Origin of the sequence: Alkaliphilus metalliredigens QYMF, from assembly GCF_000016985.1 — a bacterium.
Taxonomy (GTDB): domain Bacteria; phylum Bacillota; class Clostridia; order Peptostreptococcales; family Natronincolaceae; genus Alkaliphilus_A; species Alkaliphilus_A metalliredigens.
In genome coordinates, this window is record NC_009633.1 from 1,287,711 (window position 1) to 1,314,521 (window position 26,811).

Genomic DNA, 26,811 nt, shown 5'->3' on the forward strand with positions numbered 1-26,811 from the left:
AGTCCCTTTATCAAAGTTATGTCGAATAAATTTTACTAAATCGCTTTTCTAGTTTATTGAGGACATAGGTAATCAAAATGGTGATGCCCCAATAGATCAATCCTGTTGCAACAAATGTTTCCAGATAGCGATAATTTGAAGCAGAAAGCATTTTTGCTCTACCCAGTAAGTCGGCTATACCGATGGTAAAGGCCAAGGAAGTTTCCTTTAAAAGGTTAATAATGGTATTCCCTAAGGAGGGAATTGCCACAACCGCAGCTTGGGGTAAAACGATGTTTTTCATCGCTTTGAATTCAGTCATACCAACTGAGAGCGCAGCTTCTTTTTGCCCTTTATCGATGGATAAAATAGCGGCGCGAATGGTTTCGGACATATAGGCACCTGAATTAATACTAAAGGCAATACAGGCTGACATAAAAGGAGTTAGGAAATGGATTGTTTGAGGAAATATTTGTGGAACGCCAAAATAGAAAATAAATATTTGGATTAATAAAGGAACACCTCGAATGGCAGATAGATAAATAGAAGTAAGGGGATACAATCCCCTTACTTTATAGATCCTAATAAAGGCGACAGTTAAACCAATCATAAAACCAAATACCAGTGAAACGACCAGCATATTGACTGTCACAAGGATACTTTTAGAAACCACTTCAAAGGCACGAATCATTGCATCATATTGGAAATTAATCTGTGTCATTATCTCTCACAACCTCTATTTTACTTAGACGTAATATCTATTTCAAACCATTTGTTTGAAATTTCACTGAAAGTCCCATCTTCATGCATAGAAACAATTGCATTGTTGATACGTTCAACTAATACAGCATTTTCTTCATTATCAACAAAAGGAAAGGCGTTTTGGAGAGGGTGAACGGGATCTCCCCCTAGTTTTAAATCTAGACCGGAACTTTCAATATTAATCATAGATGCTAGACGATCATTAATCATTGCATCAAGACGGCCTAATGCAACCTCTTGTACTGACCCTGAAAAATCTTCGTATGTCACAATATCAATTTCATTTTCTGTATCAAATTCTCTTAGTAATTGCTCATAATTTGAGCCCAAGCTGACGCCTACTCTTTTTCCTTTTAGGTCCTCTAAGCTGGTAATGGAATCATTATCTCCTTTAACGAGGATTTGAGCTCCTGAGAATACATAGGGCTCTGTAAATAAGTATTTCTCTTCTCTTTCAGCAGTCATGGTAATTTGATTGGCAATTGTATTAATACGATTGGAATCTAACATGCCGAATAAACCACTGAAAGCTGATGTTTCAAATTGAATTTCTAAGTTAGCTCGTTCTCCTATTTCATTCCATGTATCAATTTCAAATCCATCAAGTGTATCGTCATCATTCATAAATGTATAGGGATGATATCCACCAGAAGTACCTACTTTTATTGTATCAAGAGAAACCTCTGGTGACGGATCATTATCTGTGGATTCAACTTCTGTACTCTGGCAAGCTGCTAACACCCCAACGATCAAACTTAGTAAAGCAAATAGCACAATTCTTTTCTTCAAATTTTTCTCCTCCTCAATTCATACGATTTCAATCGGGTTTAAATTAATTATAAAGAGATACTATCACAACAATGTGGACTGTGTCAACGATTTTTCTAGAAAATCAATTCCGATTATTAACTCGGAATTGATAGAATTATAATGTTTTTCATATGGTAACTTCTATCTGAATGTTCAGAGATATATAGATAATTCAAATGCTGTTTTCTAAAGTATTACACAATGAATATAAACTAAAGAGTGTGATAAGGAGGATGGTAGAATGCAGCAGGATGATCTATAATACAAATTTTGACTGAAAGTAGTTTGGTATACCTACAAAAAATTAAAATGTGGTTTTCGAGAATGTGATATAATAGCGTAAAAAGGGAGAGATTAGAAATGGTTGCTACAGGTGAATTAATATTAAGATTATTATTGGCTACCGTATTGGGAGGCATAATTGGGTTCGAGAGAGAAATGAATAATCGTCCCGCTGGATTGAGAACCCATATTTTAGTTACACTAGGATCATGTCTAATTATGCTTATCTCTCTCTATGGATTTCAAGGTCACGGTGTAAACGGAGCAGGTGGAGAGCCGGCACGATTAGCAGCCCAAGTAGTGAGTGGAATCGGGTTTTTAGGAGCCGGTACAATTTTAAGAGAAGGAACAAATGTAAGAGGATTAACCACAGCAGCAAGCATTTGGATTAGTGGTGGAATCGGATTAGCAGTAGGTGTAGGCTTTTATTTAATTTCCATTATTGCGACGTTATTAGCGCTATTTTCATTACTTGGCCTAGGGGTTTTAGAGAAGCATATGGTGAGATTAAAACGATATTCTAAGGTGAAGGTTCACGGAACAGGAAGACCAGGGTTTATTGGGGAAATTGGTATGGTATTTGGTAAATTTCATGTTAATATTAAAAATATAGTTGTTGAGAATGCTGATGGAAGTGATGACGAGGAATATGAAGATAATATTGATATTACTTTTTTTCTTAGAATACCCAGTAAATTAAATCGAATTCAATTATACAATGAGCTTAAAGAAATAGAAGGTATAGAAAACGTTGTGTGGGATGATGTCTTGGTTGTGCACGGAGGCAAAGTTCATAAAGGAATTTAATGAGTTTACCCAATGGACTTGAATTTGTTGGAGATAAAAGGAAATGAAAAAAGCTTGGAATATAAAGGATAATATATATTGATTAAATTTATAACGTATTTGGAACGAGTTGGGATGAGATTATAAGAGAAAGGTTATTAATTAAATAGCAAACAAGCAAGAAAACACAATTTTCGGAAAAAAGAATATATTCTATTAATCATTCGTCGGGTGTGGTATAATGTCAATAATAATATTTGTGGAGGTATTGATATGGAATTTAATTATATATTAATGTTTGAATTGATAGTAGGCGCTTATGCCGCAATTAAAGCCCATCAAAAAAGTCGGAATCCATTACTGTGGTTTGTACTAGGAGCTGTTTTTTCTGTCATCGCATTGGCTGTTATCATAGCAATGCCTAAAAAAGAGAAGAATTCCATTAGTGTGGCTGGAGAAGAGGAGACAACGGATAAACATATATTTCAACAAGCAAATGAAGTTGCTAATGTCCATAATGTAATTCCTTTTATTAAACCAGAAAAAGTTTTCAACAATAACAATAACAATAATAATAATGATAAGATTGCAGAATCCCAATAAATAGGAAGAAGAGGCGGAAATCGCCTCTTCTTCCTATTTATTTTGAGTTTTTAAATATAAATTTTTTGCGGCTATTTCAGGGTATTGCTTTGACAAAATTGCCGAAACAACAGCAATGCCATCTGCACCTGATTGAATCACCTGTGATGCATTACCTTGGCTGATTCCTCCGATACCAACAATAGGAATAGAAACCGAAGATTTAATTTTTTGGAGCAATTGTAACCTGACTTCAGAACATAAATTCAGAACAAATGATGAGTAAATGTTTAAATTTGAACATTTCTCATTATTTTTTTGTTTATTTACGCCCACGACTTGTCGTGGTGAATAATATGATGTATAATGTAGTTAGAGGGATTTTATGGAGGGATTGTGCATGTATATTAGTAAATCTAAAAGACCAAATGGTAAGTATTTCATATCAATTGCTAAGGGGATTAGAGATCCTGAAACTAAGAAATCAAAAAAAATTCAGATTAAAGGTTTTGGTACTCATGATTTGGATTCTAAATCAGGTAAGAAAGCTCTTGTGCAAGCTGAAGCTGAGCTAAAAGAAATGATTAGACTAGATGAAGCTTCTCGAGGATTTGAAAACTTTGAAGATTTTATTGTATCCATGTCAAAAGATAAGCTTTCTCTTAAGCATAAAAATATTGGCTATCTACCATACTTAGAAATCTTTAACCAATTGAAATTACAAAGTTTCTTTTCTAAGATGGTCAAAGACTCTAAACTTGATTATTCTTTTAGCGATATGATGTTCTATCAAGTACTTGGTAGATTATTCAATCCTTCTAGTAAGCTTGAAGTAGCTACTAGAAAGGATGATTTCCTGTATGATTTTAATTTTGTAAATAACGATAATATTTATTCCTCTTTGGATGTTTTTTCTGGATTTAATAAACATAAATCTAAAGCGTTACAAGATGGCATTCAAGTCATAAACGATATGGAGATTCTCTTAGATACCGTTGATTCAGAGGCTAAAAAAATATTAGAAACTAACATAAACAATACCTCTCACGAATTAGAAGAACTAATAACGTCTTATGATAGTAATTTTGAAATGAATGAAAACAAACTTTTCAAACATCTCAATAAACATATGGAAAAGATTGTTCCAGAAAGAAATATATCTTTAGCCTTTTATGACTGCACAACCTATTACTTTGAGTCTTTTGATGAAGACGGTTTTAGAGAAAGAGGCATGAGTAAGGATAATAAAAGAAATGAAACACAAGTGGTTATGGGTTTATTAATAGACACAAATGGCATCCCTATTTCCTATAGGCTTTTCAAAGGCAACAAACATGAATTACATACCATGGAAGAGGTCATTGACGATATATTAAATAATTACACCATAAAAGAAATTATTATCGTTGCTGACAGAGGCTTAAATTCAAGGGCTAACTTAGAAATGATCCGTGGCAAAGGGCTTAACTACATTGTAGGTTCTAAGGGCAGTGCAGTGCCTAAAGATCTAAAAGAGAAGAAATTCAATTCATCTTGGAACATCACTTCTAAAGCCGAGGCTAAATATAAAAGCGGCTATATCACCAGTAAAAGAAAAGTGAGTCACAATGATGAAACCTATGATGAATTAATCATAAAAAAATATTCAGATGTCTACAAAGAACGGGAGATGTTTAAACAAGATAAAATGCTTGAAAGAGCGAAAAAAAATATAAAAGATTTTACAATTAATTCAACAACTAAATCTAAAAGCAAGTATTACAAAGCTGTTGATAATCCTAAAGAGAAAATAAACATTGAGATCGATGAAGAAAAAATTAAACAAGAACAAGAGAATTTCGGATATTTTTACATCGTTACCAATAAAGTAGAGATGAATCCAGCAGATATAATGGTGGCTTATAAATCCCTGTATAAAATTGAAGAGTCCTTCAGAATATTAAAAACAAATTTAAAAGCAAGACCTGTGTATCACTTTAAAGAACGAAGAATCCGGTCACATTTTTTAATTTGTTATTTGGCCTTAGTCATCCAGAGAGTATTAGAGTATAAATTAGAAGAGAAAAACGTTGAAATATCTACCCATGAAATAATCAATGGTCTAGAAGGGTTTGTTATAGATGAGATTGATTACAAAGTAGACAAATTATATATGATCTCAGACAAATTATTTAAGAGCAAAATAAACCAAGACATATTTAAAATTGAAAAGAATGTTCTACTGAGTAATGAAATCTCCAATATAATTAAAAAGATGTAGTGAGTGCAAAACAAAAATAAAAAGTACTGAAACCTCTGTAAACAGATGGCTTCAGCACTTTTTATTATGAATGATGTTCCGAAGTCAGGAGAGGCGGAAATCGCCTCTTCTTCCTATTTATTTTGAGTTTTTAAATATAAATTTTTTGCGGCTATTTCAGGGTATTGCTTTGACAAAATTGCCGAAACAACAGCAATGCCATCTGCACCTGATTGAATCACCTGTGATGCATTACCTTGGCTGATTCCTCCGATACCAACAATAGGAATAGAAACCGAAGATTTAATTTTTTGGAGCAATTGTAAAGAGACTGATTCAGTGTCTTTTTTTGTTTTTGTAGGGAAAAGGGCCCCTACCCCTAGGTAATTAGCTCCTAGACTTTCTGCCTCTAATGCTTCAGCAAGGGTTGCAGCTGAATAACCCAGTGTTTTATGGGGACCTAGTAATTCTCTGGCTTTTTTGATAGGTAGATCATCAGGTCCTATATGAAGCCCAGCGGCATCTACGGCTAATGCAATGTCCAGACGGTCATTAATGATCAGAGGAATCTGATATTGATCTGTTAGTTTTTTTAGGGCCAGGGCAGTTTCATAAAAAACAGCACTGGTGGCTTGCTTTTCCCGTAATTGAACAATAGAAACGCCACCTTTTATTGCAGCCTCTATGCTTTCCATCAGATCTTTTCCATTAAGCAAAGAACGATCCGTCACCAAATAAAGAGAATAATCTGTTTTAACGATAGGAGACATCTAAGCTCCCCCCTTCCAAAATTGTTTGTTCAGTGAGTTGATGTATGTGATCAAAAATTCGAACTTTAAAAGTACCAATGGATTCATGGGCTTTTAAGGATGCATAAGCGCCTTCTCCAGCTAGGTCCATTATGAGGACACCAGCTAAAGCTGCCAGTAAAGCTTGATCTGTTACCGCCAAACAAGTAGCGATGAGAGAAGTGGTCATGCAGCCAGTGCCTGTTACTTGGGACAATAGGCTATGCCCATTAGAAACAGAAATCAGGGTGGTACCATCACATATGGAATCAGTAGCTCCTGTAATTGCCACTGTTGTTTTATATTTTTGAGCTAAAGTACGTATCATTTTTGGAGTATTACCTCCAAAGTCCATGCTGTCAACTCCTGCTACAGAATAATTCATATTCATCAGGACTTGCATTTCGGATGCATTCCCTCGAATCACTGTAAAATCAATGTTCTTCAACAATTGGTTGACGGTATCCTTGCGAAAGGTAGAGGCGCCCACGCCCACGGGATCTAATATAACCGGAATCCCTAGTTCGTTAGCCTTTCTTCCAGCTAAAAGCATTGATTGGACACGTTTATCATTTAATGTGCCTATGTTAATCACCAAGGCAGAGGCCTTTGAAACCACCTCAACAACTTCCTTTGGATCATCTGCCATTATAGGAGAGCCTCCAAGGGCCAGAACAATATTAGCACAGTCGTTGACGGATACATAGTTCGTTATGTGATGAATTAATGGCTTATTGTATTTAATTTTTTCAATGATTTTTGAAGATTCCTCTAGTTCCAGCATTCTATATCCTCCATTCCTTCCTGGTTACTCTAATCCAGCCCGTTGATAGAGCGAATAGAAATGATGAGTGGGTCCAACTCCTTTACCGATAGATAGGGCGTTCTCAATGGCCACTGTAATGTATTCCTTGGCAAGTTTAACAGCCTCAGTAATGGGGAAACCTAGAGCTAAATTAGAGGCAATGGCTGAGGATAAGGTGCATCCAGTGCCATGGGTATTTTTTGTAGCAATACGCTTTGTTGAAAATCTTTGAATCGCTTTTCCATCGTACAATAGATCAACGGGATCGCTTTCTAGATGGCCCCCTTTGATCAACACATATTGAGGACCCATTATGAAAATTGCTTTAGCAGCCTCCTCCATATCTTTTTCGCTTTCAATGGTGAGCCCTGTGATTACCTCTGCCTCGGGCAAATTAGGTGTGATGACTGTAACCAGAGGAATCAGTTGGTTAATTAGTGAATTCTTTGCTTCTGGGTTTAACAAATGAAACCCACTCTTTGAAACCATAACAGGATCTAAGACAATATTTTTGGCTTGATATTTTAGTAATTGTTGCGCAATGGCTTGAATTGTGTCTACCTGAGAAACCATTCCAATTTTAACTGCATCTACCTCGATGTCCTCATAAATTGCCTGGATTTGTTTTGCGATCATCTGGGGAGAAATATCTTGAATACCGAAAACCCCCTGTGTATTTTGGGCAGTTACTGCAGTGATCACGCTCATGCCGAAAACCCCATGGGCGGACATCGTCTTTAAATCTGCTTGAATACCGGCTCCACCACTACTGTCAGAGCCTGCAATTGTCAACACTTTCTTCATTAAACTCACCTTCTCCTCTATAGATCGATATGCTTTGCAACCAGTTTTAAAATAATGTAGCCGATGGTTCCTCCAAACAAAGTACTAAGAAGGAAGGGAGGAACAAAGAAAAACAGTGCGACCTCACTACCCAATAAAAATTTTGCAATGGGATAGGCAACAAGACCCCCAATGAATCCAGTACCAATTATTTCGCCAAGGGTAGCAATGGTGTACTTACCTGTGTATCGGAAGCAAAGTGCTGCTAATAAGGCACCGAACAAACTTCCGGGAAAGGCTAAAAGAGAACCTGTACCTAGGATGTTCCTAAGGAGTGAAATACCAAAGACAGTCCCAACTGCATAAAGGGGTCCTAAAATCACACCGGCTATCACATTAATGGTGTGCTGTACAGGAAAAATTCTAGAGACCCCTATGGGAATATAGATTAGATGTCCACTAATGGTTCCCACGGCAATCAATAGCCCTGAGAGGGTTAATTTTTTAATATTCATCTGTTAATCTCCCTTCTGTGTAATAAGCTCTGTTTTCTAAAATAGTATGTATCTCTGATGATGCTGGTAAAACAAAAAAAGCACAAATCCACAGGAAGGATTTGTGCCTTGTTGATGTTAAGTGGCGACGATCACTTCCCTACGCTGGTATAACCCAGATCAGGTTCAGAATAAGGGTCAAAGACAGGTAGGTCTTTTTCTCAGCTGGCCTCTCCAGCTCCCCTAGTGATTGTTAAACATAATGATTTAAGTTGATCATAGCATAAGTGGGTAAACTAGTAAAGAAGTTGTTTGTTTAACAAATAGTCGTAGATAGGTAAATATTAAGTAAATATAAAGAGAAGTGTTAACACAAAAAAAGATAATCTCCAATCAAATATTTTTGTTAGAAAAAAAGTGTAAAGGATATATAAGTAATAGAGAATGATTTTCAATTAAAGAAGACAAGGAGGGGTTTACTTGATTTTTGAAGGATATCACCCACTAGATAAAACAATGTTTCAAGTGATGGATGAAGAGGGGAACATTATTAAGCCAGAGTACATGCCTGATATATCTAAAGAACAAATGATGGAAATGTATCAACTTATGATTCAAACACGAGAGGCGGACTTAAAAGCATTAATGTATCAGAGACAAGGTAGAATGCTTACCTATGCACCAAATATAGGCCAAGAGGCCGCACAGGTTGGGAGTGCCTTCCCTTTAAAGAAAGAAGACTGGATGGTTCCCGCCTTTAGAGAATTGGGAGCATGGCTCACAAGGGGAGCTAAGTTGGAAATGATTTATCTCTACTGGTATGGAAACGAATTTGGCAGTTATATGCCAGAGGACCTGAAAATCTTACCTGTATCCGTACCAATCGCTAGTCACTTAAACCATGCAGCTGGAATTGCATGGGCTTCCAAGCTACAAGGAAAGGATGAAGTCACCATCACGTATTTTGGAGATGGGGCAACCTCTCAAGGTGATTTTCATGAGGCCATGAACTGGGCGGGGGTATACCAAGTGCCAGTGGTATTTTTATGTCAAAACAACCAATTTGCAATCTCTGTTCCAAGGGGAATTCAAACGAGTTCTGAAACCATTGCACAAAAAGCCCTTGCCTATGGGATGCCCGGAATATTAGTAGATGGAAATGATATTTTTGCCATGTATGCCGCTGTTAAGGAGGCTTTTGATCGTGCCCGTAGAGGTGAAGGGCCAACGTTAATCGAAGCCTTTACTTATCGAATAGGAGCCCATACCACAAGCGATGATCCTAAGAGATACCGATCCGATGAAGAAGTCGAAAAATGGAAGAAAAAAGATCCCATAGATCGGATGAAAAAATATTTAATGAGTCAAGGAATATTAACAGAAGAAGAAAATGAGAAAATAATTGAAAAAGCTGGAAAAATAGCAGAAGAGGCTTTTAAATATGTAGAAGCCAGTGGCGATACAGTATTAGAAGATATTTTTAAATATCACTATAAAGAGATGACACCTCAGCTGACAGAGCAATTAGCAGAATATAAAGCCTATCTAATGGAAAGAGGTGAAGCATAATGGCAGTAATTAATCTTTTACAGGCAGTAAACCAAACCCTAAAGCAAGAAATGAAAAGAGATAAACGGGTGATTGTATTTGGAGAAGATGTAGGCCTTGAAGGAGGTGTTTTTAGAGCAACTGTAGACTTGCAAAAAGAATTTGGTCCAGATCGTTGTATGGACTCACCCCTATCCGAGTCAGGAATTGTGGGTGCAGGGATTGGGTTGGCCATTAATGGTCTGATCCCAGTTGTAGAAATGCAATTTATGGGATTCTCCTATCCAGCATTCAATCAAATTATCAGCCATATGGCCAGGATGAGAAATCGTTCCAGGGGAAGATACACTGTGCCCATGGTCATTCGCATGCCCTATGGAGGTGGCATTCGAGCCCTGGAGCATCACTCTGAAAGTACAGAGGCTCTTTATGCACATATTCCAGGATTAAAGGTAGTGATTCCATCCACACCCTATGATGCCAAGGGGTTATTAGCTGCTGCCATTAGAGATGAAGATCCTGTGATTTTTTTAGAACCTAAACGAATTTACCGTGCCTTCAAACAGGAAGTGCCGGATGAAGAATATATTTTACCTATTGGAAAGGCAAACATTGTGAAAGAAGGAGGAGATGTGACCCTGATTTCATGGGGTGCAATGATGAGAGAAACCCTCAAGGCAGCAGAATTAGCTAATGAAAAAGGGATTCATGCTGAAGTAATCGATCTCAGAACCGTAGCACCCATTGATCAAGAGACCGTAATTGAATCGGTGAAGAAAACCGGAAGAGTGGTCATTGTCCATGAGGCCACCAAGACATTGGGGATTGGAGCAGAGTTAATCTCCATCATTAATGAGAAAGCCTTCTTGTATTTAGAAGCACCTCCGGCTAGGGTGACTGGCTTTGATATGCCTTTTCCATTGCCAAGGGGAGAACAACATTATATACCAAGTCCAGATCGAATTCTGAGAAAAATAGAAGCGGTTTCAAATTACTTGACATAGGAGGGAGGAATCAATATGGTTGAATTTAAATTCCCGGATATCGGTGAAGGGATTTCAGAAGGGATATTAACAAAATGGATGGTGAAAGCTGGAGACAACATCAAAGAAGGAGAGTCCCTCTGTGAAGTAGAAACCGATAAAGTAACCACAGAGCTTCCTTCTCCAGCCACAGGCCTGGTTAATAGCCTGAAGGGTGAAGAGGGAGATACAATATATGTAGGGGATGTCATCGTCAAAATAGACACCGGTGATCACGCTGAGGAAGAATCTAAAAACCGCACAACCTCTGAATCAAATGAAAAGAAACTGGAAAAGGTAGAAGAAGAGGAAAACGCTGGTGTTGTAGGAGCCTTAGAAGTATCAGATGAAGTCATGGGCGCCAGTCAAGAGGCCAGAGGAGAAAAAGCGGTAAAGGGTCAAAGTAAAAAAGTATTGGCAACACCGGTTGCTAGACAAATGGCCTATGATCTAGGTATTGCCATTGGCACAATTAAAGGGACGGGACCATTGGGGCGGGTAATGAAGGCAGATATAAAAGTAGCTCATGAAAGAAAACAACAGAATGGACCATTAGAAAGTCAGCCTAAAAAGTCATCAATGGAGCCGAAGGAAGCCCAAGGGCAATTGAGTGATAAGGAAGAGAGAATAAAGCTTTCCATGCTACGTAAAACCATTGGCAAACGAATGACTGAGTCATTCTATACCGCTCCCCATGCCTTATGCATTGATGAGGTAGATGTAACGGATTTAGTAGCCTACCGTGAAGAAATGAAGAATCATTTTGTAGAAGAAAAGGAGATTAAAATAACCTATTTACCATTTATGATTAAGGCAGTCATGCTGGCATTAAAGGACTATCCTAGATTTAATGCGCAACTTGATGAAGAAAATCAAATGTTGATCCTGAAAAAGTATTATAATATTGGGATTGCAGTAGATACACCTGAGGGGCTAACGGTTCCTGTTATCAAAGATGTAGATCAAAAAGGACTGATGAGCTTAATGGAAGAAAGTGTAAGATTGAGCCAAAGTGCCAAGGATAAAAGTCTTAAATTAAACCAGTTGAAAGGAAGTACATTTACCATTACCAACTTGGGGTCATTGGGAGTTAAAAGTGGTATGCCCATTATTAACTACCCAGAAGTGGCAATAATAGGTATTGGGCAGATTGAACAAAAACCCGTTGTGGTAGATAATGAAGTGGTCATAAGATGGATGATGCCCCTGTCTTTATCCTTTGATCATCGGGTATTAGACGGTGGAGATGTGGGAAGGTTTTTAAATCAATTTAAAAAATACATTAAAGATATTAAAGGATTACTGTTGAGATAATTAATTTGTTTATTCAGAGAAGTAAATGAAGAAGGAGTTGAGAAGATGACCTATGATGTACTTGTGTTAGGAGGCGGTCCTGGTGGTTATGTTGCAGCCATCAAGGCGGCTCATTTAGGTGGAAAAGTAGCCCTGGTTGAAAATGGCTATTTCGGTGGGGTGTGCCTCAACTGGGGTTGTATCCCAACGAAAGCACTTTTGAAAAATGCCCGGGTCTACCAAGATGTGCTTATGGGAGATTTTTATGGGATTGAAGGAATTGACAAAAGTCAATTAAGTATTAACTGGCCTGCTATGTTGAAGCGAAAAGATAGAATTGTCCGTCAACTAGTTGGTGGCGTAAAAGGATTGCTGAAAAAAAATAAAGTCGATGTATTTGATGGATTTGGTACATTGATTGATGCCAATCATATCGAAGTAAAGGGACAACAGTTAGAAGGAAAGAAGCTCATCATTGCCACGGGTACCAGTCCTATGATTCCGGATATACCTGGGCTGGAAGCTTCTATGAAGGCTGGGAATATCTTAACCAGTAAAGAACTTTTATCCATTGAGGCCTTGCCTAAATCAGTAGTCATTTTAGGGGGAGGGGTTATTGCCATCGAGTTTGCCACCCTACTAAATGCCCTTGATGTTGAAGTCACAGTGATTCAACGATCTGATCGAATATTAAAAGGGGTGGAAGAAGAAATGGCGCTGACCCTAAGTAAGGATTTAATAAAGCGTAAAGTCAAAATTGTGACGAATAGCAGCGTAGAGAAAATTGAAGGTACCCGAGTGTTCACAAAGATCAATGGTGAAGAGGAGATATTTGAGGGAGATAAAATTTTACTTTCTTTGGGGACATCACCCAATGTTAAGGGATTAGAGGCCTTATCCCTAGATATGGATAAAAAGGGGATCATCACAAATGACAAAATGGAGACCAGTATCACTGGAGTCTATGCAATCGGTGACGTCAATGGAAAGTATCAACTTGCCCATGTAGCCAGTGCGGAAGGAATCGTTGCGGCTGAAAATGCAATGGGAGGAAATGAAGAATTAAATTATAACATTGTTCCTTCTTGTATTTATAGTTTTCCTGAAATTGCTTCTGTGGGATTAACAGAAGAAGAAGCCCGACAAAAAGATTATGATGTGGTAGTCAGTAAGTTTCCTTTAGCGGCCAATGGAAAGGCAATGGCTGAAGGAGAAAATATTGGATTTGTTAAAATCATTGCAGATAAGAAATATGGAGAAATACTGGGAACACATATTATGGCAGTTCATGCCACGGATATGATCTCAGAGGCCATTGTGTCTATGCAGCTAGAGGGAACAGCCTATGATGTTGCAAAGGCAATTCATCCCCATCCAACGATGTCTGAAATTGTAATGGAAGCAGCCCATGGTATTATGGATCAACCAATACATTTTTAAAAAATATATCAGATAAAAGAGAAGTTCTATAAATGCATGGAAGATGAAGCGCCAGTAAGGAGGTCTATAAAACCCTCTTGACTGGCGTTTTTCGACAACTATACTAGCACTTATGTAGGAAAGTTAATATATTTTATTTGATTGTTATGGCGTTATACCAAGTAAATTGATATAATATGATCATGAACTTTTGAAAGGGGGCATGACATGATTTCGACAAAACTATTGATTATTGACTCCCCAGGGGAAAACATGGATCATCTTAAAAGCGTACTTCGTAAACATGGTTATGAAGTAGAACAGCAAAAGATTAGTGATACGGATGTGAATACGATATTCATATCAATGCCCCATATTATTTTTATTTCCATTGATTCAGAAGCAGAAGAAAAGCTCAATGTCATAAAAAAATTAAAAGAAAATGAAGATACTAAACATATACCAATTATTTTTGGTGTAGAGAAACGAGAGAAAGTAAAAGGCATTTCGCATCTAGAATATAAGGTAGATGATTATATGCTAAAGCCTATTGATGAAGAGGAGCTCATTTCAAAGATAGAAAAGTTAGAAAAGATTATTGAACTACAAAAAGCATTGAGTCTATCCAACCAAGCGCTAAAAGAGAGTTTACATACGGTTGAAAGACAAAAAATAGAACTGGAACAGAACTTAACTCTGGCTTCGAAAATTCAAGAGGCTTTGATTCCAAAATCCTTAGGTTATATTCCGAATTGCTCTTTTTTATGGCACTTTCAACCCTCGGGAAAGGTTGGAGGAGACATATTTGATGTATTTATGTTAGATGAAGAACATATGGGAATGTATATGCTAGATGTAATGGGACATGGAGTAGGGTCTTCAATGCTTGCGGTGACACTATCGGAGTCCTTGATCTTAGATGTAGATCGTGATTCACCATTGAAAAGAAAAACAAACAAACCTCCATACTATGAAATTGCTTCTCCAGTACAATTGATTCATTATCTCAATCATCGGTTTCCTTTTAAAAAATATGAACATTACTTCACAATTTTTTATATGATTCTCAATGTAAGGACAGGCATTATCAAATATGTCCGTGGAGGGCATCCGGCGCCAATACTTGTGAAACCAACAGGAGAAATACTAGAGCTTGAAGCCTATGGCACACCTGTGGGATTTGAATTTAATGAAGATTATGTAGAGGGAAGTGTGGCCCTTGATTCAGGCGATCGCCTGGTAGTTTATAGTGATGGCCTGATGGAATTGAAAGATGAATCAGGAAGCCCATGGGAGTATGAAGGTGTTATAAAATATTTTAAAGATGAAGCGTATATGAACACCCATCACCTCATAGGGCCATTGAAAGAAAAAATTAGAAAACAAGAAAAGTTGAAGGATGACCTTACTTTACTAGAAATGAGATGGGTTAAATTTATTTAATGATAAAATACTTAAAAGTCTTGATTTAATCAGGGCTTTTATTTTTTTGTAAAGGATTTTGGAAAATGACGTAGAATTTTGTAAATAGGATCTAAATTATCAAGTTGAGTAAGGGGGGATTGAAACAATGATCCGTCGAAAGAAAGTAACATATGAGTAACGGGAGGGCAATTAATGAAATTAAAACATAAGATTCCCATATTAACCATATTACTATTACTAATCAGCACAATACTTTTGTTGATAGGAAGCAACAGAGTTATCTCTCCTGTTGTCATCGAAGGACAGCAAAACATTGCCCTAGGTAAAATTGGAGTACAAATACATAAAATAGAGCGTTTGATCCGTAATGGAAAAAAACAGTTGGAATCCATAGAAGATAATCCCTTAGTTAAAGAGATGAACTGGGCAACAGCTCAGACATATTTGGAGCATCAACTGGAAAACAGTGATTTTCAAAAACTGGGCATTGTTTATTTAGACAAGACCTATCACATTACTTCTAGTGAAGGAATGAGAGATATTTCTGAGAGGGATTATGTCCAAGATCTTTTTCGAGGACATGGTACTGTCTCGGACCCATTGTATTCTATTTCAGATGGTGCGTACCAAATTGTATTAGGGCAACCCATTATTATTGAAGGAGAAGTGAAAGGAGCCTTGATCGGTACGATATTGATTGCAGATTTTGAAGAAAAAATATATGGAATACGTGTTGGTGAGGATGGGCATGGATTTTTGATTAATGAGATGGGGAAAGTGTTACTGCACCCAAAAATAGAAGTATTACCCTATGATAATCTTTTTACATATTTAGGAGAAAGCCCTATAGAACAGGAAAATGGCCACTATCAATTTCGATCTAATGAAAATGGAGAGCTGCAATATGCTTTTTATGAGCGAGTTGAGGGAACGACATGGTATGTCATCGCCACGATATCAGAAAGTGAACTATATCAACCGATTAATGAACTGCGGAAAGAAATGTCGATCGTTTTCTTAGGTGGTATTTTATTAATAGGTATTGGTGTGATTGTAATAACAAGACAGTTTTTAAAGCCCATGCAAAGACTTCTTGAGGCAATGAAGAAGGTAGAAGTGGGGGATTATACTACCCAGGTGCTAATTGAAAAGGATGATGAAATAGGAGCACTGGCCAATCAGTTTAATCTCACAATTGAGGCCATTTCATCTAGAGATGAGGAACTTCAAGCCTTAAATGAAGAGTTGCTTGCTAGCTTTGAAGAAATAAACGACATCAATGACAGGCTGGTGGAAGCCCATCAAGAGATATCTAAAAGATTACAGCATCAAAAACTCATTAATCAACTGGGAGAGACACTTTACGGTATTAATGATTTAGAAACATTATTTGAAATGATTTTACTTCATACTCAAGAGATTATGAATGCTAATAGGTGTATCATTCACCTATACAATGACCAAGAAAAGATGTTCATAGCAAGGGCATATATGGGATATGAGGGAGAACAGAATCATTTAAACTTTCATAGCCAAGAAGGGACGTTTAAATGGATTTTAGAAAATAAGAAAGAATTAATCATTAAAGAGGTCCTAAGGGACGAGAGATTTGTTTCTAAGTCACCTATTAATGAAATTTATCAAATGCTGTTACAAGTTCCGATTTTAAATGAAACCAATGAAGTGATCGGTACAATGGGCTACTCAGGAAATAGTTTGAATTTAGAGCATGTTTCATTTGTCAAACAATTAACTAAGATGATTTCCATTGCATTACAAAATAGTCAACTTGTTTCCCAAATAGAGAGTACATATATTAATGTCATTATTGCCTTAGTCAAAGCAATTGAACTGAAGGATAGCTATACAAGGGGGCATAGTGAAAGGGTAATGGAGTATAGTTTAGCCCTTGGTGAAAAACTTAATTTGTCCAAGGAGGAAATGGAGATCCTAAGATATGGAAGTATACTTCACGACATTGGGAAATTAGCTGTGCCCGATGAGGTTTTAACAAAAGATGGAAAATTGACCTATGATGAATATGAAATGATTAAAGAACACCCGGAAAGAGGAGAGGATTTTATTGTAAACTTAAAATTCTTAGAGGGGGCACGGATGATTATTAGAAATCATCATGAACGGATAGATGGAACGGGATATCCAGATCAGTTAAATGCAGGAGACTTATCTGTACTAATTAGGATTGTGACCATTGCCGATGCATACGATGCCATGACCTCCCAACGCTCCTATCGGCCTGCCATGACAAAGAAAGAAGCGACACAAGAATTGAAGAAAAACAGTGGCTCGCAATTTGATGAGACATTAGTCAGAATATTCACCGATATAATAGAAGTATATTGACAAAAAAAAAGAACTTCGATAGAATGAAATTAGTAGCAGATTGACAAGTGAACCTACGGGAGGAACTGAAGGTGTATTATGTTGAAAAAATACTAAATAATAATGTGGTCATAGCGGAAAAGGATAACCTTCAATACATTTTAGTAGGCAAAGGGCTGGGATTTGGCAAGAAGGCAAGAGATACCATTCATAAAAATGATGTGGAAAGAGCCTTTGTTTCAATTGAAGAATTGAATATAAAGGGTGATGAAATAGTAGGTGTTTCAGAGGAAATCATTGTAATGGCGGAAAAACAGCTGGGTGAATCTCTGGGAGATAAAGTGCACACAGGTTTAATTGACCATATTCATTTTGCTATTAATCGAATCCAAGAAGGAATTAATATTTCTAATCCATTTCTGAATGAAACGAAGGCATTGTATCCTGTAGAGTTTTCCATTGCTTCACAAGCAGTAGCGCTTCTTTGTGTAAGACTGGGGATTGATGTGCCCCAGGATGAAATCGGTTTCATTGCACTACATATTCGTGCAAATCGGAAAAATTTAAAAAAGTCAAAAGTGTAAGCTTTACTAAATAAAATAAAAACAGGCGTGTTACTGATTTGATCAGGCATGAGCTAATATAAGAAAAAAGGAGTTTTGAAAAAACCTTTTTTCTTATTGTGCTCATGCTTTTTGTTGTATGAATAGCAAAGTCAAGCATCACGCCAATTGTTATTATAAATATGGATGACATCGAGTTAATGGAAAGAGGTCAGGATGATCATGTTATCATGACTGTCATAAAAAAATAAAATATAAACCAAAAAAGGGAGCGATGAGATGTTAGAAAAGAAGATTATCGTCAATAATGAAACAGGAATCCATGCTAGACCAGCTAGTTTATTAGTAAAGGAAGCGACTAAATTTAAGTCGGAGTTTTTTATTGTTAAGGATGGGAACGAATACAATTGTAAAAGTATTATGAGCGTTATGAGTATGGGAGCTAAAAAAGGAGAGGAGATTACTGTAAAGGTTTTTGGTGAAGATGAAATAGAAGCCTTTGAGGCCATGACAAGCTTGATTGAAAGAGGATTTGATGAATAGGGGGATGACAATGTTTAAGGGAACTGGAGCTTCACCTGGAATTGCCATTGGTAGGGCCTTGGTTTATCAGGAGCAAGAATTAAATATTAAAAAAGAAAGTGTTGAAGGCTTGGAAAAAGAGTTGGATAAATTCCAAAGTTCAATTAAAAAATCAAAAGTACAATTAGAATATGTGAAACAAGAAGCCATGAAAAAGCTAGGGGCAGACAAGGCCAGTATATTTGAAGCACACATTATGGTTCTAGATGATCCTGAGCTAATTAACCAAGTGAAGGACAAGATTACCAATGAAAAGGTAAGTGCTGAATATGCAGTTAATGAAGTAATCAACAGTTTTATTACCCTCTTTGAAGGTATGGACAATGAATATATGAAGGAAAGAGCAGCGGATATTAGAGATGTAGGAAATCGAATTCTTAAAAATCTATTGAATGTTGAAATCATAAATTTAGCCACATTGACCGATGAAGTGATCCTTGTTGCAAATGATCTGACACCCTCTGATACAGCTACCATGAATAAGGAGAAAGTTCTTGGTTTCATCACAAATATAGGTGGGAGAACCAGTCATACGGCCATTATGGCTAAGTCATTAGAAGTGCCAGCCATTGTAGGGCTTAAAAGTATTACCGATGAAGTGAAAAGTGGAGACCTCCTTATATTCGATGGAGGAGAGGGATTTGGACATATTAATCCTGATGAGCAACTTTTAGCTGATTTTAGAGAGAAAAAACAACAATATGAATTCATAAGAAAAGAGCTGGAGAAGCTAAAGTCAGAGCCTTCTGTTTCAAAGGATGGTAGAAGGGTTGAATTGGGGGCAAATATTGGAACCCCTAAGGATGTCAAGGGAGTACTAGACAATGGTGGGGAAGGAATCGGTTTATATCGGACAGAGTTTCTCTATATGAACCGAGATCATATGCCATCAGAGGAAGAGCAATATGAAGCCTATAAAGAAGTGTTGCAAAAAATGGAGGAGAAACCAGTTATTATTCGAACATTAGATATTGGAGGAGATAAGGAACTCCCATATTTAAATTTACCAAAGGAATTGAATCCATTTCTAGGATATCGAGCAATTAGGATATGTCTTGATCAGCCTGAAATCTTCAAAGTACAATTAAGGGCGCTGCTAAGGGCAAGTGTGTATGGCAACTTGAAAATCATGTACCCCATGATCTCATCTGTTGAGGAAGTAAGGGCAGCCAATGAAATTTTGCAGGAGGTAAGGGGTGAACTAGATCAAAAGGGGATTGAGTACAGTAAGGAGATCGAAGTAGGTATCATGGTGGAAATACCTGCCACCGTGGTCATTGGAGATATGTTAATCAAGGAAGTGGACTTCTTTAGTATTGGAACCAATGATTTGATCCAATATACCACAGCGGTGGATAGGATGAATGAAAAAATAAGTCATCTCTATGAACCATTCCATCCTGCTATTTTAAGGATGATTAAGATGGTCATCGATCATGCCCATGGAGGCGGAAAGTGGGCTGGCATGTGCGGGGAAATGGCAGGAGATCCGAAAATTGTTCCCATCCTACTTGGACTTGGATTAGATGAATTTTCCATGAGCCCTATCTCAATTTTACAAGCTAGAAAAATCATTAGAGGGCTCTCTTACTCTGAAATGAAGAAAATAGCTGAAAAAGCATTGAACTTTCCAACCGCAGCAGAAGTGAAAAAATTCGTTGCTGAGGAAATTGACAAAATAAGCTAGATTTTAGAACCATGAACGCTACTGTAAGAGGAGAACCCATCGTTCTCCTCTTTTATCTTAGGTGTTTTTATGGTAATATAGGTTTTAGTTTAGGTATCTCAAAAAAGTAGCCCATGGTATTGACTGGCTATCTTATTTGATATGCCTTATAGGTAGAGAGGAGAAGTACCATGAAAGAATCAGTACAATCTGTAGATCGAGCCCTTACCATTTTAGAAGTGTTATCAGATTCTGAAGATGGTTTAGGGATAACTGAAATTAGTACGAAAATAGTACTTCATAAGAGTACTGTCCATAGATTGCTAGCAACCTTGATTTATAAAGGATATGTAGAACAAAATGAAAAAACCAATAAGTATAAGCTGACCCTAAAGCTTTTTGAACTAGGACATAAACGTATTGAGAAGATGGACATTCTTTCTATTGCTAAACCTTACTTAAGACAACTGATGGAGAAGACCAATGAGGTGATTCATTTAGTGGTTCGAGAAGGTGCAGAGATTGTTTACATTGATAAGGTGGAGTCTGAGAACACAATTCGCATGCACTCTAGTATTGGTAAAAGAAGTCCTGCTTACTGTACCTCAGTAGGAAAAGCCATCCTAGCCCACTTAACAGAAGAAGAAGTTGAAAAAGTATGGAGAGCTAGTGAGATACGAAAGCTAACGAAGTTTACCATAACGGATTTGGATGAAATGAAACAAACCTTAAAAGGAATACGTGAAAAAGGATATTCCCTTGATGAACAGGAAAATGAGTTGGGTGTTCGATGTGTAGGGGCACCGATATTCGATTATTCAGGAAATGTATTTGCAGCAATTAGTATTTCGGGGCCGACTATTCGCGTCACAAAGGAAAGAGCTGAAGAATTTACCCAATGGATTATTGAATACAGTCAACAAATTTCAAAGGAGCTTGGTTACAGAAGTTAATGTAACTAAGCTTTTTTTTAGTGATGAATTTTAAAAAATATACTAAAATAATAAAAGTAATGGTAATCAGAAGTAAATAGAAGAAATATAAAGTATATAGGGCATAACTAAGCTATTTGGAGTTAGGGGGGTTTTGAAATACGAAACATAATTTCGTATAATGAAACTATAGTTTGCGATGTGAAACAAAATCACAAGTCGGGAGGATGAAGATGAAGATGAAGATGATTCCTAAAATAGAAACACTACAAAAAATTACAAATGTTGGTGTCGTTGCTGTAGTCAGAGCTGAAAGTGCAGAACAAGCTGAAAAAATCGCTCAAGCATGTATTAATGGAGGGGTTCCGGCTATTGAAATAACATTTACTGTGCCGGGAGCAGCAGATGTTATTAAATCACTAAAAGAAAAGTTCTCTAAGGAAGAATTAATCGTTGGAGCAGGAACGGTATTAGACAGTGAAACAGCAAGGATTGCCATACTGGCGGGGGCTGAATATATTGTAAGCCCGTGCTTTAATCTAGAAACAGCCAAGCTTTGCAATCGGTATCAAGTTGCATATATGCCAGGCTGTATGACAATTACAGAAATAGTTCACGCTATGGAAGCAGGAGCGGATATTATTAAAGTTTTCCCAGGAAGTGTGTATGGATCTAGTGTGATTAAGGCCATCAAGGGGCCTCTACCCCAAGCGGTATTAATGCCTACAGGAGGTGTCAGTTTAGACAATGTAGGTCAATGGATTAAAAATGGATGCGTGGCAGTTGGTGTTGGTGGAGAATTGACAGGTGGAGCGAAGACGGGAAATTATGATCAGATTACTGAAACAGCAAAGCAATTTGTGAGTAAAGTAAAAGAAGCCAGAGAAATCTAATGGCATAAAAGATAAAATGAGGAGGAGATAAAATGAAAAAAGTTGTGACTTTAGGAGAAATTATGTTAAGACTTTCTACACCGGGCTATGAAAGATTTGTTCAAGCCGATGGTTTTGATGCGTGCTATGGAGGCGGAGAAGCCAATGTTTGTGTGTCTTTGGCAAATTATGGGTTAGATGCAAGATTTGTAACAAAAGTACCTAAGCATGAGATTGGTCAAAGTGCAGTCAATGCCCTCAGAAAATTTGGTGTAGATACAAGCTATATCCTACGTGGTGGAGACAGACTAGGGATTTATTTTTTAGAAACAGGTGCCTCTCAAAGAGCCTCTAAAGTAATCTATGACAGAGCACATGCTGCCATTGCAGAAGCAAATGCATCTGAATTCAACTGGAAAGAAATATTTGCAGGGGTGGATTGGTTCCACTTTACAGGGATTACACCAGCGTTAAGCGACCAAGCAGCCGAATTCACTTTGGAAGCTTGTAAGGCAGCAAAGGAAATGGGTGTCACCATATCTGTTGATATAAACTATCGAAAAAAATTATGGACACCAGAGAGAGCTGGAGAAGTAATGAGTAAATTAATGCCATATGTGGATGTGTGCATTGGTAATGAAGAGGATGCAGAAATGGTATTTGGTGTTCATGCAGCAGATACAGATGTAACTAAGGGTGAAATCAACCACGCAGCCTATGAAGAAGTGGCCAAGCAATTAATTGAAAGATTTGGATTCAAATACGTTGCCTCTACATTAAGAGAAAGCTACTCAGCTTCTGACAATGGTTGGTCAGCTGTATTATATGATGGGAAGAAATCTTATGTATCTAAGAAATATGATGTAAGAATTGTAGATCGAGTTGGTGGGGGAGATTCCTTTGCTTCGGGCTTAATCTATGGATTAGTGACAGAAATGCAACTTCAAGATGCATTAGAATTTGCAGTGGCTGCATCAGCATTAAAGCATACAATTTCTGGAGATGCTAACTTGGTTTCTATAGATGAAGTTGAAACATTGACCAAGGGTGACGGATCTGGAAGAGTTCAAAGATAATAAAGCAAATGAAGTGAATCCGTAAAGGATTAAGTGAAATGCTAATTATCCAATAAGGCTGATGCTCATTACATAGAGCAAAGGCCATTCATATAGTGATTTATTATGTTTCTCCCTAAAAAAGTCCGTCTAGTCCACGGGCTTTTTTGCATTGGAAATTTTATGGTATAATAGATGTACTAAGATCCAATCAAAGAGGTGGAGAAATGGAAAGACCCAGAGGTAATATAGGTGAGTATGTTTATAAGATAATGGAAGAAAGAATTATTAGTGGTGAATGGAAACCAGGTACTAAAATTACACCAGAGACACAATTAGCCAAAGAACTTAATGTCAGCAGAATGTCTATAAGAGAAGCCATCGAAAGAATGGTGGCACTCAATTTAGTAATAAAAAAGCATGGAGAAGGAACATATGTTAATCAAGTTACTCCTTCGGTATATTTCAATAGTCTAATTCCTATGATTACACTAGAAAGAGATAACTATTTAGATATATTAGAGTTTAGGTTAATTGTAGAGGTGGAAAGTGCAATGCTTTGTGCCCAACGCAGAGACCCAGATATCATTGTTCAGCTAGAAGAATGCTATGAAGAGATGCTTGGCTTTCAAGAACAACCTGAAAAATTTACGGTGGCAGATATGAATTTTCATATGACCATTGCAGAAGGTACTGGTAATACTTTAATTATAAAAATAAACCAAGTGTTAAAGAGTCTGTTGGAATATCATCAAAAAGTGTTGTATGAACATTTAGGACCTACTGGAGGAATTAAAGAACATAAAGAAATATTAGAAGCCATACGTAGTGGAGATCAAGACTTGAGTGGCCTTTATATGAAACGGCATATTGAAAGGACAATTACTGATTTGAAAAAAATAAAGAGATAAAAATCGGAACATGTCGGACAATGACATGTTCCGATTTTTATGTAGAAAATTATTTGTTTGAACTCTCTTGATATAGTGAAGAATATAGCTAATTGCAAAGGATTATAGGTGGATTTATTACGGGATAGAGGAGATGAAATGAAACGTTTGCAAAAATTCTCAAAATAGACTTGACGAATAAAGTAGATGATATTATAATGAACTTGTAAGTCGTCTGACAACTATGGCAGGAGTGATAATTGCATGGAAGCTAGAAAAACTAACACCAGTGGAATCGTATATAAAACAATTGAAGAAAAAATATTAAATAGAGAATGGGTATCTGGATCAAAAATTAGCTCTGAAAATCAACTTTCGCTAGAGCTAGGGGTCAGTAGGATGTCTGTGAGAGAGGCTATTGAAAAGATGGTAGCTTTAAATATATTAACAAAAAAGCAAGGTGAGGGGACCTTTGTCAATGACTTGTCGCCATCCATCTATTTGAATAGTTTAATTCCTATGATTCTACTAAACAAAGATAACTTGTTAGACGTGTTAGCGTTTAGAAAGGTCATTGAGGTAGATAGTGCGCGACTTTGTGCTGAAAGATGCGATGATGAAACCATTGTAAGTTTGGAAAAGTATTATCAAGTAATGTGTGACAATAAGAACAAATCACCGAAGTTTACACATGCTGATTATCAGTTTCACATTGAGATTGCAAAGGGCACTAAAAACTCTCTAATTATTAAGGTGAATAGCGTATTGACAGATATTTGGACTCATCAACAAAAAGAAATAAATGGCTACTTAGGCCCTCATGGTGGGGTAAATGAGCATGAGAAAATATTAAATGCCATTAAAGATAGAGATCCTGAACTAGCAGCTCTATTTATGAGAAGGCATATTGAAAGAACAATTAATGAAATACGTGCTATTAAAGAAGACAGAAAAGTGATTAATATTGATGTAAAGTAAGGTTTTCATTGTTGGGAAGAATGTTTTTAGAAAAAACAGGAGTATCATAAAGGAAAACCTTTTCAGAATACGGCTTAAAGCTAGAATTTTGCAATATATAAGTGTGCTGAAAAAGCAAATCTCAAACAAAGTTAGGATTCAACTATTGAAAGGTGGTGATTGTTATTTTAATCAATATCATTATGGGTGCAGTATGGATCATTTTTTCCATCGTAGCGTATACACAAATAGGTGGTTTGCCAGCTCAGTCTGCTTTATTTCCAAAAGTAATCGTGTATGGCATTGGCATTACAGGCGTTTTAATAATTATCGATTCTCTAGTGAAAGTTAAAAAAGGTATTAAAACAGATGAATCCACTTTAACCAAAAGCGTACTTGTTTTCCAAATACTTATTCCTGGTTCGCTCTTATTTATTACCTATAATCTGTTAACGGTATTTGGATTTTATGTTTCGGGATTCTTCTTAATAATGGCTGTGTTTTTTTATCAGACATACCGAGCAAATAATACGAAGATGAACTTGAGACACTTTTTAAGAGGGTTGATCTTTGCAACTCTAAATATTGCCACAATGTATATTATCTTCACTGTATTATTGGGACTACCCGTTCCCAGAGGTTCATTCTTTAATTAATGCATAACATCGTTTTAGTTTTTCTATTAAACAGCATATTCCCATAAGGGGGTGGCTTTGGTAGAAAATGCTAATAGAGTAAGGAAAGATGTTTTATTGTAATAGTGTGTGATGGTGCGTACTTAAATTAAAAGGGGGAAATGATGTCATGAAAAGAAAAATTGGAATTTTATTAGTTGGTTTGGTATTTATGTTAGCGGCATTTGTGGGATGTACTTCTGAAACAAATCAAGAAGCCACTGGTGAAACTAACGGTGAAGTAGCAGCAGGTGTAGAGTATCCTACTAAAAACATTCAAATTATCGTGCCTTATAGTGCTGGTGGTGGTGGAGACACAGTTGCTAGAATTTTGTCAGATGCCCTTAGTCAAGAGCTAGGAAGACAAATAAATGTTGTTAACAGAGAAGGTGCTGGTGGCGAAATTGGAATTGCTGAAATGGCTAGAAGTAATCCAGATGGATACACACTTGGTGTATTCGGGTACCCAGATAACTTTGTATTAGAGCATACTAGAGACACTGATTTTACATTTGAAAGCTTTGAATATTTAGCAGCTTTCGATGATATGCCAATGGGTATTTTTGCTGGACCAGATAGTCCTTTCCAATCAACTGACGATCTTGTAGAATTTGGTACAGCCAATCCTGGAGCCTTAACAATCGGTGAATCAGGAGCTTTAGGACTATTACATGTTCTTGCATTCTCAGACCATCTTGGAATTGAAACGGCTCCTGTTACTTTCTCAGGTGGTGGAGAACTGATGAACTCACTATTAGGAAAGCATGTTGACTTAGTTTCTACATCTTCAATGAGTCATGATCCAATTACAGATGCTGGCGGTCACCCTATTGGGTTTGCAGCTGCTGAGAGAATGGCAATGTTCCCAGAGGTGCCAACATTTAAAGAATCGGGATATGACTTAGAAATGGGAGTTTCTCGTGTGATTGTTGCTCCAGCAGGATTACCAGAGGAAATCAAAGAAGTATTGACAGCTGCATTAGATAAAATTGGGAATGATCCTGAGCTGAAAGCAAGATTTGAAACTGCTGCACTACCATATAGATACTTAGGATCTGAAGACGTAAGTGAGTTTTTAACTCGATCAAATAACACATTAAAACCAGTGATCGAAAGAAATATTGAACGATTTAAATAAGATAGTAAATTAAGTACTTCTATTGTCGAGAGAAAGTGGATGCTTTCTTTCGACTATATTATATATGAGGTCTAAAACGAAATACGAAAACCCTGATTGGCCATAGAGCCCAGAGGCCAAGG

General features: G+C 37.0%; 26 protein-coding genes and 1 riboswitch. Of the genes, 19 read left to right on the forward strand and 7 right to left on the reverse strand.

The genetic code is table 11. From position 1 onward, the window contains the following. Positions 1-16: 16 nt before the first annotated feature. Positions 17-700 carry an amino acid ABC transporter permease gene (locus AMET_RS06120; RefSeq protein ID WP_012062489.1) on the reverse strand — a complete coding sequence of 228 codons (684 nt, stop codon included), beginning with the start codon at positions 698-700 and terminating at the stop codon, positions 17-19. Positions 701-720: 20 nt separating this feature from the next. Next, on the reverse strand, positions 721-1,530 hold the full coding sequence (locus AMET_RS06125) for an amino acid ABC transporter substrate-binding protein (RefSeq protein WP_012062490.1): 810 nt from the start codon (positions 1,528-1,530) through the stop codon (positions 721-723). 381 nt (positions 1,531-1,911) lie between these two features. On the opposite strand from AMET_RS06125, the gene AMET_RS06130 reads away from it, so the two are divergent. Both AMET_RS06130 and AMET_RS06135 read left to right on the forward strand, forming a co-directional pair. Beyond that, complete coding sequence (locus AMET_RS06130) at positions 1,912-2,640, forward strand: MgtC/SapB family protein (protein ID WP_012062491.1); 729 nt, start codon at positions 1,912-1,914, stop codon at positions 2,638-2,640. Between the two features lie 252 nt (positions 2,641-2,892). Further along, positions 2,893-3,222: a hypothetical protein gene (locus AMET_RS06135; RefSeq protein WP_012062492.1), complete on the forward strand. Its 330-nt coding sequence runs from the start codon at positions 2,893-2,895 to the stop codon at positions 3,220-3,222. A gap of 33 nt (positions 3,223-3,255) precedes the next feature. Here AMET_RS06135 and AMET_RS26840 read toward each other — a convergent pair whose 3' ends face one another. Next, on the reverse strand, positions 3,256-3,537 hold the full coding sequence (locus AMET_RS26840) for a thiamine phosphate synthase (protein WP_083760855.1): 282 nt from the start codon (positions 3,535-3,537) through the stop codon (positions 3,256-3,258). A gap of 64 nt (positions 3,538-3,601) precedes the next feature. On the opposite strand from AMET_RS26840, the gene AMET_RS06145 reads away from it, so the two are divergent. Beyond that, complete coding sequence (locus AMET_RS06145; RefSeq protein ID WP_041720256.1) at positions 3,602-5,461, forward strand: IS1634 family transposase; 1,860 nt, start codon at positions 3,602-3,604, stop codon at positions 5,459-5,461. Between the two features lie 113 nt (positions 5,462-5,574). On the opposite strand, the gene thiE is transcribed toward AMET_RS06145, so the two are convergent. The 4 genes from thiE to thiW are packed head-to-tail and all read right to left on the reverse strand — an operon-like array spanning position 5,575 to position 8,331. Then, entirely contained in the window at positions 5,575-6,210 is a 636-nt protein-coding gene (gene thiE / locus AMET_RS06150; RefSeq protein ID WP_012062493.1) for a thiamine phosphate synthase, read from the reverse strand. Beyond that, complete coding sequence (gene thiM, locus AMET_RS06155) at positions 6,194-7,012, reverse strand: hydroxyethylthiazole kinase (RefSeq protein WP_012062494.1); 819 nt, start codon at positions 7,010-7,012, stop codon at positions 6,194-6,196. Before thiM ends, thiE begins: the two co-directional genes overlap by 17 nt. A 24-nt stretch (positions 7,013-7,036) precedes the next feature. Further along, complete coding sequence (thiD, locus tag AMET_RS06160; protein ID WP_012062495.1) at positions 7,037-7,837, reverse strand: bifunctional hydroxymethylpyrimidine kinase/phosphomethylpyrimidine kinase; 801 nt, start codon at positions 7,835-7,837, stop codon at positions 7,037-7,039. 17 nt (positions 7,838-7,854) lie between these two features. Next, entirely contained in the window at positions 7,855-8,331 is a 477-nt protein-coding gene (gene thiW, locus AMET_RS06165; protein WP_012062496.1) for an energy coupling factor transporter S component ThiW, read from the reverse strand. Positions 8,332-8,450: 119 nt separating this feature from the next. Next, positions 8,451-8,565: riboswitch (TPP riboswitch) on the reverse strand. A 225-nt stretch (positions 8,566-8,790) separates the two neighbouring features. Between thiW and pdhA the strand changes: the two genes are divergently transcribed. The 16 genes from pdhA (at position 8,791) to AMET_RS06245 (ending at position 26,689) form a co-directional block, all read left to right on the forward strand. After that, entirely contained in the window at positions 8,791-9,879 is a 1,089-nt protein-coding gene (gene pdhA, locus AMET_RS06170) for a pyruvate dehydrogenase (acetyl-transferring) E1 component subunit alpha (RefSeq protein WP_012062497.1), read from the forward strand. Continuing rightward, the gene (locus tag AMET_RS06175) at positions 9,879-10,862 is read left to right on the forward strand and encodes an alpha-ketoacid dehydrogenase subunit beta (protein ID WP_012062498.1); all 984 of its coding nucleotides are present in this window, start codon (positions 9,879-9,881) and stop codon (positions 10,860-10,862) included. The genes pdhA and AMET_RS06175 overlap by 1 nt, the downstream gene beginning before the upstream one ends. A 15-nt stretch (positions 10,863-10,877) precedes the next feature. Continuing rightward, complete coding sequence (locus AMET_RS06180; protein WP_012062499.1) at positions 10,878-12,194, forward strand: dihydrolipoamide acetyltransferase family protein; 1,317 nt, start codon at positions 10,878-10,880, stop codon at positions 12,192-12,194. 45 nt (positions 12,195-12,239) lie between these two features. Next, a complete protein-coding gene (gene lpdA / locus AMET_RS06185; protein ID WP_012062500.1) occupies positions 12,240-13,613 on the forward strand; it encodes a dihydrolipoyl dehydrogenase in 1,374 nt (457 codons plus the stop codon). Between the two features lie 207 nt (positions 13,614-13,820). Further along, positions 13,821-15,035: a SpoIIE family protein phosphatase gene (locus AMET_RS06190; RefSeq protein ID WP_012062501.1), complete on the forward strand. Its 1,215-nt coding sequence runs from the start codon at positions 13,821-13,823 to the stop codon at positions 15,033-15,035. A gap of 174 nt (positions 15,036-15,209) precedes the next feature. Then, positions 15,210-17,381, forward strand: a complete 2,172-nt coding sequence (locus tag AMET_RS06195; protein WP_012062502.1) for an HD domain-containing phosphohydrolase — start codon at positions 15,210-15,212, stop codon at positions 17,379-17,381. 71 nt (positions 17,382-17,452) lie between these two features. Beyond that, complete coding sequence (locus AMET_RS06200) at positions 17,453-17,944, forward strand: PRD domain-containing protein (RefSeq protein WP_012062503.1); 492 nt, start codon at positions 17,453-17,455, stop codon at positions 17,942-17,944. Positions 17,945-18,202: 258 nt separating this feature from the next. Further along, positions 18,203-18,466: an HPr family phosphocarrier protein gene (locus AMET_RS06205; protein ID WP_012062504.1), complete on the forward strand. Its 264-nt coding sequence runs from the start codon at positions 18,203-18,205 to the stop codon at positions 18,464-18,466. A gap of 10 nt (positions 18,467-18,476) precedes the next feature. Next, a complete protein-coding gene (ptsP, locus tag AMET_RS06210) occupies positions 18,477-20,192 on the forward strand; it encodes a phosphoenolpyruvate--protein phosphotransferase (RefSeq protein ID WP_012062505.1) in 1,716 nt (571 codons plus the stop codon). A 170-nt stretch (positions 20,193-20,362) separates the two neighbouring features. Next, positions 20,363-21,124, forward strand: a complete 762-nt coding sequence (locus AMET_RS06215) for an IclR family transcriptional regulator (RefSeq protein ID WP_012062506.1) — start codon at positions 20,363-20,365, stop codon at positions 21,122-21,124. A gap of 212 nt (positions 21,125-21,336) precedes the next feature. Beyond that, a complete protein-coding gene (locus AMET_RS06220; protein WP_012062507.1) occupies positions 21,337-21,996 on the forward strand; it encodes a bifunctional 4-hydroxy-2-oxoglutarate aldolase/2-dehydro-3-deoxy-phosphogluconate aldolase in 660 nt (219 codons plus the stop codon). A gap of 32 nt (positions 21,997-22,028) precedes the next feature. Further along, complete coding sequence (locus AMET_RS06225) at positions 22,029-23,051, forward strand: sugar kinase (RefSeq protein WP_012062508.1); 1,023 nt, start codon at positions 22,029-22,031, stop codon at positions 23,049-23,051. A gap of 206 nt (positions 23,052-23,257) precedes the next feature. After that, on the forward strand, positions 23,258-23,941 hold the full coding sequence (locus AMET_RS06230) for a FadR/GntR family transcriptional regulator (protein WP_012062509.1): 684 nt from the start codon (positions 23,258-23,260) through the stop codon (positions 23,939-23,941). Between the two features lie 243 nt (positions 23,942-24,184). Beyond that, positions 24,185-24,898, forward strand: a complete 714-nt coding sequence (locus AMET_RS06235) for a FadR/GntR family transcriptional regulator (RefSeq protein WP_012062511.1) — start codon at positions 24,185-24,187, stop codon at positions 24,896-24,898. A 182-nt stretch (positions 24,899-25,080) separates the two neighbouring features. Continuing rightward, positions 25,081-25,533, forward strand: coding sequence for a tripartite tricarboxylate transporter TctB family protein (locus AMET_RS06240; protein ID WP_041720428.1), 453 nt, complete (start codon positions 25,081-25,083; stop codon positions 25,531-25,533). A gap of 148 nt (positions 25,534-25,681) precedes the next feature. Next, positions 25,682-26,689: a tripartite tricarboxylate transporter substrate binding protein gene (locus AMET_RS06245; RefSeq protein WP_012062513.1), complete on the forward strand. Its 1,008-nt coding sequence runs from the start codon at positions 25,682-25,684 to the stop codon at positions 26,687-26,689. Positions 26,690-26,811 lie beyond the last annotated feature (122 nt).

Excerpts from the sequence above, each read along its gene's own strand:
- AMET_RS06180 (WP_012062499.1), top strand. The coding sequence starts at position 10,878 with ATGGTTGAATTTAAATTCCCGGATATCGGTGAAGGGATTTCAGAAGGG.
- AMET_RS06190 (WP_012062501.1), top strand. The coding sequence starts at position 13,821 with ATGATTTCGACAAAACTATTGATTATTGACTCCCCAGGGGAAAACATG.
- AMET_RS06230 (WP_012062509.1), top strand. The coding sequence starts at position 23,258 with ATGGAAAGACCCAGAGGTAATATAGGTGAGTATGTTTATAAGATAATG.
- AMET_RS06220 (WP_012062507.1), top strand. The coding sequence starts at position 21,337 with ATGAAGATGAAGATGATTCCTAAAATAGAAACACTACAAAAAATTACA.
- thiW (WP_012062496.1), bottom strand. The coding sequence starts at position 8,331 with ATGAATATTAAAAAATTAACCCTCTCAGGGCTATTGATTGCCGTGGGA.
- thiM (WP_012062494.1), bottom strand. The coding sequence starts at position 7,012 with ATGCTGGAACTAGAGGAATCTTCAAAAATCATTGAAAAAATTAAATAC.
- AMET_RS06215 (WP_012062506.1), top strand. The coding sequence starts at position 20,363 with ATGAAAGAATCAGTACAATCTGTAGATCGAGCCCTTACCATTTTAGAA.
- AMET_RS06225 (WP_012062508.1), top strand. The coding sequence starts at position 22,029 with ATGAAAAAAGTTGTGACTTTAGGAGAAATTATGTTAAGACTTTCTACA.
- lpdA (WP_012062500.1), top strand. The coding sequence starts at position 12,240 with ATGACCTATGATGTACTTGTGTTAGGAGGCGGTCCTGGTGGTTATGTT.
- AMET_RS06195 (WP_012062502.1), top strand. The coding sequence starts at position 15,210 with ATGAAATTAAAACATAAGATTCCCATATTAACCATATTACTATTACTA.
- AMET_RS06245 (WP_012062513.1), top strand. The coding sequence starts at position 25,682 with ATGAAAAGAAAAATTGGAATTTTATTAGTTGGTTTGGTATTTATGTTA.
- AMET_RS06145 (WP_041720256.1), top strand. The coding sequence starts at position 3,602 with ATGTATATTAGTAAATCTAAAAGACCAAATGGTAAGTATTTCATATCA.
- AMET_RS06175 (WP_012062498.1), top strand. The coding sequence starts at position 9,879 with ATGGCAGTAATTAATCTTTTACAGGCAGTAAACCAAACCCTAAAGCAA.
- thiE (WP_012062493.1), bottom strand. The coding sequence starts at position 6,210 with ATGTCTCCTATCGTTAAAACAGATTATTCTCTTTATTTGGTGACGGAT.
- AMET_RS06205 (WP_012062504.1), top strand. The coding sequence starts at position 18,203 with ATGTTAGAAAAGAAGATTATCGTCAATAATGAAACAGGAATCCATGCT.
- AMET_RS06120 (WP_012062489.1), bottom strand. The coding sequence starts at position 700 with ATGACACAGATTAATTTCCAATATGATGCAATGATTCGTGCCTTTGAA.
- AMET_RS06235 (WP_012062511.1), top strand. The coding sequence starts at position 24,185 with ATGGAAGCTAGAAAAACTAACACCAGTGGAATCGTATATAAAACAATT.
- thiD (WP_012062495.1), bottom strand. The coding sequence starts at position 7,837 with ATGAAGAAAGTGTTGACAATTGCAGGCTCTGACAGTAGTGGTGGAGCC.
- AMET_RS06240 (WP_041720428.1), top strand. The coding sequence starts at position 25,081 with ATGGGTGCAGTATGGATCATTTTTTCCATCGTAGCGTATACACAAATA.
- AMET_RS06135 (WP_012062492.1), top strand. The coding sequence starts at position 2,893 with ATGGAATTTAATTATATATTAATGTTTGAATTGATAGTAGGCGCTTAT.
- ptsP (WP_012062505.1), top strand. The coding sequence starts at position 18,477 with ATGTTTAAGGGAACTGGAGCTTCACCTGGAATTGCCATTGGTAGGGCC.
- AMET_RS06130 (WP_012062491.1), top strand. The coding sequence starts at position 1,912 with ATGGTTGCTACAGGTGAATTAATATTAAGATTATTATTGGCTACCGTA.